The following is a 498-nucleotide window of genomic DNA, read 5'->3' on the forward strand; positions in this document are numbered from 1 at the left end:
CCCCCTCCCCCCCCCCCCCCCCTCCCCCCCCCCCCCCCCCCCCCCCCCCCCCCCCCCCCCCCCCCCCCCCCCCCCCCCCCCCCCCCCCCCCCCCCCCTCCCCCCCCCCCCCCCCCCCCACCTTTTTTACTGATACGACCACCACCGAGATCTACACCGTCGAGTTCGTCGGTAGCGTCGGAGGTGTGGAAGAGACAGCCGTTGTCTTTAACGTCGGCTTCAGCGTTCTTACCGTCGGCGCCAGTGTCACCTTTAGCACCAGTTGCACCGTCTTTAACGATGGTAGTCGTGGTGTTACCTCTCATATCCCTGCTAAGCCAAATACGAATCAAACCGCATCTATCTCTACCATCACCTTACACGTCCTTACCGTCGGCACCGGTTGCGCCGGTATCGCCTTTGGCACCGGTTGCACCGTCTTTAACGATGGTAGTAGTGGTATTACCGTTACCGTCTTTGCTGGGTACAGTGTGTGTACCGTCGCAGTTGTCTTTACCGT

General features: G+C 62.9%; 1 protein-coding gene and 1 pseudogene. Both read right to left on the minus strand.

The genetic code is table 11. The features are described from left to right. A pseudogene (locus ACTHUG_RS11385) lies at positions 1 to 304 on the minus strand (hypothetical protein); the annotation flags it as partial. A 51-nt stretch (positions 305 to 355) separates the two neighbouring features. Then, the coding region (locus ACTHUG_RS11390) for a collagen-flanked surface repeat-containing protein (RefSeq protein ID WP_440422284.1) at positions 356 to 498 on the minus strand (143 nt) is incomplete at its 5' end.

The organism is Neisseria sp. P0022.S009, assembly GCF_051956675.1.
Classification (GTDB): domain Bacteria; phylum Pseudomonadota; class Gammaproteobacteria; order Burkholderiales; family Neisseriaceae; genus Neisseria.